The organism is Paenibacillus sp. BK033 (genome assembly GCF_004345425.1).
Taxonomy (GTDB): Bacteria; Bacillota; Bacilli; order Paenibacillales; family Paenibacillaceae; genus Pristimantibacillus.
The window spans coordinates 1-4,566 of record NZ_SLVP01000026.1 but is presented as its reverse complement, the minus strand read 5'-3'; the positions used below and the strand labels follow the sequence as shown (position 1 = coordinate 4,566).

General features: G+C 36.2%; 5 protein-coding genes and 1 pseudogene. All 6 read right to left on the bottom strand.

From position 1 onward, the window contains the following. Positions 1-131 precede the first annotated feature (131 nt). The 6 genes and pseudogenes from dnaN to EV294_RS30005 all read right to left on the bottom strand — a co-directional run bounded on the left by dnaN (position 132) and on the right by EV294_RS30005 (position 4,370). A complete protein-coding gene (dnaN, locus tag EV294_RS30030; RefSeq protein WP_165930857.1) occupies positions 132-1,259 on the bottom strand; it encodes a DNA polymerase III subunit beta in 1,128 nt (375 codons plus the stop codon). Positions 1,260-1,284: 25 nt separating this feature from the next. Beyond that, on the bottom strand, positions 1,285-1,530 hold the full coding sequence (locus tag EV294_RS30025; protein WP_243711841.1) for a ribbon-helix-helix domain-containing protein: 246 nt from the start codon (positions 1,528-1,530) through the stop codon (positions 1,285-1,287). Between the two features lie 214 nt (positions 1,531-1,744). After that, entirely contained in the window at positions 1,745-2,440 is a 696-nt protein-coding gene (locus tag EV294_RS30020) for an HAD family hydrolase (RefSeq protein ID WP_243711620.1), read from the bottom strand. Positions 2,441-2,583: 143 nt separating this feature from the next. Continuing rightward, a pseudogene (locus tag EV294_RS30015) lies at positions 2,584-3,133 on the bottom strand (P-loop NTPase family protein). Between the two features lie 54 nt (positions 3,134-3,187). Continuing rightward, a complete protein-coding gene (locus tag EV294_RS30010; RefSeq protein WP_165930855.1) occupies positions 3,188-3,721 on the bottom strand; it encodes a histidine phosphatase family protein in 534 nt (177 codons plus the stop codon). A gap of 403 nt (positions 3,722-4,124) precedes the next feature. Further along, positions 4,125-4,370, bottom strand: a complete 246-nt coding sequence (locus EV294_RS30005) for a hypothetical protein (protein WP_132313651.1) — start codon at positions 4,368-4,370, stop codon at positions 4,125-4,127. Positions 4,371-4,566 lie beyond the last annotated feature (196 nt).

Below are 4,566 nucleotides of genomic sequence, written 5' to 3'. Positions count from 1 at the left end.
TATGCTCTGAAAGCTGAAAGGTGTAACAAATCCTACAACTCGCGATGATCAGGAAGTGACTAAGCCTACCCATAACTGCGTTGATTGGACTATCGTTCCCAGTTAGCGTAATCGGCCGTTGTTGGAGTTAGTCAATTATGTGTCCTTATGGGAGTAATCAAGAATAATGTAGAAATGTCTGAATCAATGGGAAGTACCGCAATGGGGTTATTTTTCCCTGCATATTTTATCCGTAGATTCGTACAATCACAATTACGAAGTATATCAATTAAAAACTTACCGTTGAGGGATATATTAAATTCATCTCCAAGCATCTCCATTAGGGGCACTTCATTTTCAATATCTCCAATTTCTGCTGTGCTGGATAATAGTTTCAGTTTATTTGGGCCAACTACTAACTGAATAATGCTTTCACTAGCTAAAACAGTTACGCATTCAACCGCTTGCAAAAACCCAATCCTATTGACTAAGATTTCACACAGATAAGATTTTGGAACTACATTCTTTATGGATGGGAAAGTACCTTCAATAAGTGCTGATTGAACTTTAAGTCCGTTTGCTTTAAATTGTATCCGGTTGCCGCTCACTTCAATTTCAGTTGTTATATCATCATCATTTAACATTTTTGATATTTCAAAAAGATTTTTTGCTGGAATTATAGCCTTAAAGTTGTCATTTGAATTATTTTGATTATGTAGTGTTTGGGAGGCAAGGCGGATTCCATCAGTAGCAATCATATTTAGAGAATTATTATCGCATTCGAAGGAAACTCCCATTAAAACTGGTCTAGTTTCTGATGTAGATGCTACAATTGCTACCTGTTTTATTGCTGATCTAAATATAAGATTGTTAATTTGCATCCTTTTGCAAGAATATAACTCTCCATTATTTATAGACGGGAATTCATTTGGGTCCATTCCACATAGACTTACTCGAGAACCACCTGACATAACTGTAAGAATCAATTTATCTTTAAGTTCAAGTACAACTACATCATTATTAAGCTTACGAATAACATCATAAAAATAACGTGCTGGTATAACAACAGCCCCTGCTCTTTGAACAATTGTAGAAACATCATCTTGAGGGATTTTATATTGTATAGTCATACTTATATTACTTGCAGTCAAAATGATTCCTTCGGTACATGCATAAATAACTATTCCTTGTAATATAGGTATCGGACTATTTACTGCTACAGCTCTTAATACATGTTGTACAGCATTTATAAGAGAATCTTTTCTTATCTGAACCAGCAAAGACCTCACCTAACCTCAAATTAGATTATTTGGAATAGAATGACTCAAGAATGTTGCGAATAACTTCTGAGCGAGATTGTTTATATTCTGCACAATAAGATTCAATTTTGTCCCATGTTTGCTCTGTTAGGGTTAATGATACTTTCTTAGTCACACCTATACTCTTTCTTCCTGAACCTTCTCGATGACCACCTTTCGTAAATACAAACCCTAACTGGCCTTCCTTATTAGAGATACCAACCTTAATATTATCGTTGTTCAATTTCTTCACTCCATAATTGATATTGGTAACTTAAATCAATCTCGTGTCAAATATATTTTATCACCTGGAGAGGATTCTTACAATATTTTCAATTACATTATTTTAGTCATTCTAAAATGCATCAGATCAATGTACACATCCTATGCCACCATTCGGCGCATACAATAAAACCGGCAGCGGATCAGAGATCCGCTGCCGGTTTGTTTTTAACTAACGTTCCCCGTTAGCGCAATGCGCTGCTTATCTCCATGATCTCACTAACAGTATAGTCGGCGAGTGTTAAATCCTGCTGACCCGAGTTCAGGTTAATAAATCCAATACAGGTCATACCTGCTGCCTTTGCAGCAACTACGCCATTCCTTGAGTCCTCTAGTACAACGCAATGCTCGGGTCTTACCCCGAGTAGACGGGCAGCTTCCAAATAGATATCTGGTGATGGCTTACCCTGTTTCATCTCCTCTCCACTAATGGTGATTTTGAAGAAATTCTCAATACTTAAACGAGTAAGAACCCCTTCTATAAACCAGCGTGGTGATGAAGACGCCACCGCCATAGGAATGCGGGCAGCCTGCAATAATACAAGAAGATCCTTAATTCCTTGAATTGGCTCCCAAGTCTCACTTAAGAGCCTCTCAAGCTTGATGTTTTTTTGAAAAGCGAGAATTTCCCTTAACCCAGCTTCTATACCATATGTTTGCCGTATAACACGCCACATCTCAGGGTTAGTCATACCAACAAATGATTCTAAATCTTCTTGTTCGACATGATGTCCAAATTGTGCCATTGTCAACCTGTCTGCCTCGAAATGCAGTGGCTCGCTATCAAGGATAACACCGTCCATATCAAATATAAATGCCCCTATAACCTTCTTGTCTGTCAGTCCCTGATCGAAAAGCACTTCACACATCTTAGTCTTCATAGGACACTCTCTCTCATTATCAATTTTCTACTTGCTTTCCTAAAATTGTATCACAAGCCGGAAGTTTTCCGACCTTTATTTCAATGAAAAAGGCAGCCGATCATAGCCGGCTGCCGCGGTGTTAACTCAGCTATAGTTCCTCGTTAGTTGAGGAATCCATTGCTTGTTTTAAGATAATCTAATACAATATCCAGTCTTTCTTTAACGGTATGATTTCCCTCAATCCTCAAGGCCGGGCAGGTCAAATCTGACATCCAATACTCGTGTAAAGACTTGCTACTAACCTCCAATCCAGCCTCATCATTTAGCGATGCCCAATCTAAAAAAGCTTTTGACTGCTTGTAATTATTTCCTCCAGGTAATATTGTATCGCCATATCTTTGAAATTCTCTTTCTTTTAACCTTTGTAATCTTATTTTTTTAGGTGCATACAGAAATAACCAAATCAAATTCTGACTTTAATTTGTCACCCCATCCACAAACAGTCCCAGAAAGAATGCATTGCTTGCTAAAAGAAAGGTCTTCTTTTAATAATCGAAGCCTATCCTTTGGCTCCCTCTGTTTAGTAAATTTCTCAATCCAGTAATAATCATCACTATCATAACATTTATGGGGTAGAAGTAAGGTTAGCTCATTTCCAAGAGTTGATGCTCCTGAACCCGAGGCACCAAAAATATGTATTTTATTTTTCATACTACCCTCCATCCCATTATTAGTTCCTTTCTCAATCAATCTGCCCGTTAATGTTCATTGATATTTATACTCTTTCACTTCACAATTTCCAACATGAAAATGATAAAACTCTTCGTTCGTCTGCTCATTAAAATACGCATTTATTACTCTAAAGACACCACCGTGGGTTACAATAAGGACATTATTATCGCCATATTTCTCTTTTATTTCATCTAGAACATTAAATACTCTTTGTGCGACTTGTAAAATCGACTCTCCCCTACAAAGCTTACTTGGAAAATGTCTTTTTGCTTCTTTAAAATTATTATCTTCTCGTTTGGTTCCTTCGAATACGCCGTAGTCCTGCTCTATAAGTCTGTTCTCAATTACGAAGTTTTTACTAATCGCTTTTGAAATTATTTCTGCCGTTTTAACTGCTCTAGTCAAGGGTGATGTAATGATGATTTTAATTTGTTTTTCATGCAATATTTTAGATATTTGCTCTGCTTGCTTTGCACCTTTATCCGTTAATTGAACATCAGTCTTTCCACAAACTCGATTTTCATAATTCCATTCAGTCTGACCATGTCTCACAACATATAGTTTCAAACAATCATCTCCAAAATATTGAATATCGTTGTGCAAATTCGACGGAAGGGTTCATGTATCCTGCCCTTCAACAAATACAGCAGCCGTTTACTTGCCAGCTGCTGTCGTGTAGTGTTTAAACTAATGTTCGCCGTTAGCTTAATGATTTTTTCGGTGATAGAAATGTTGCAACAATAATACTCACCGCACCTACGATTAATGTGATTGCAATTAGAACGATGTCAAATAAAGTGTCATCAGGTGTATGCACCTCATGAATTGTATTATTAAACCTAAGAATTTCAACAAATAAAGCAATAATCCAACAAGCAAATAATGTTGTTAATATTGAATTCCTATCCATAATATACACCTTCTTAATCTTCAATTTTGTAATATAATTAAACTCTCATTCTCCTATAATTCAACGTTTTCTGATTAACCCATAAGCAAATATTAAAATTCCAAAAATTAAGAAAAGTACAACAAATAAATTATCAGTGAATTTGGGGTATTCTACGAGTTTTAAATCAGGAACTGTACCGTCTGATGCAAAACCAGCCACAATTAGGGAGTTAGAAATATTAGCAATGCATCTTTCAAGAGTAAAGATTAACCCACTAACAATCATTAATATTGTCCCCAATATCTTGTAAACGTGATTAGACACTATTCCAGCTCCTATATTTCAAATTTGTCCTTACTGTCATTACAATTAGACGCATCATAAATGGAAATGTTTCTAATAAACTCACTTAGCACCATTAAACAATCCTCCCTCTATGGAGAATCACTTTTCTCTTAAATTCTCATGTTTCCTTAGATTTTGAACGTTTTTCTTTCATACCAGACAATCATTAGATGGA

Bases quoted from the DNA above. Each gene is read 5' to 3' on its own strand.
- EV294_RS30020 (WP_243711620.1), bottom strand. From the start codon at position 2,440: ATGAAGACTAAGATGTGTGAAGTGCTTTTCGATCAGGGACTGACAGAC.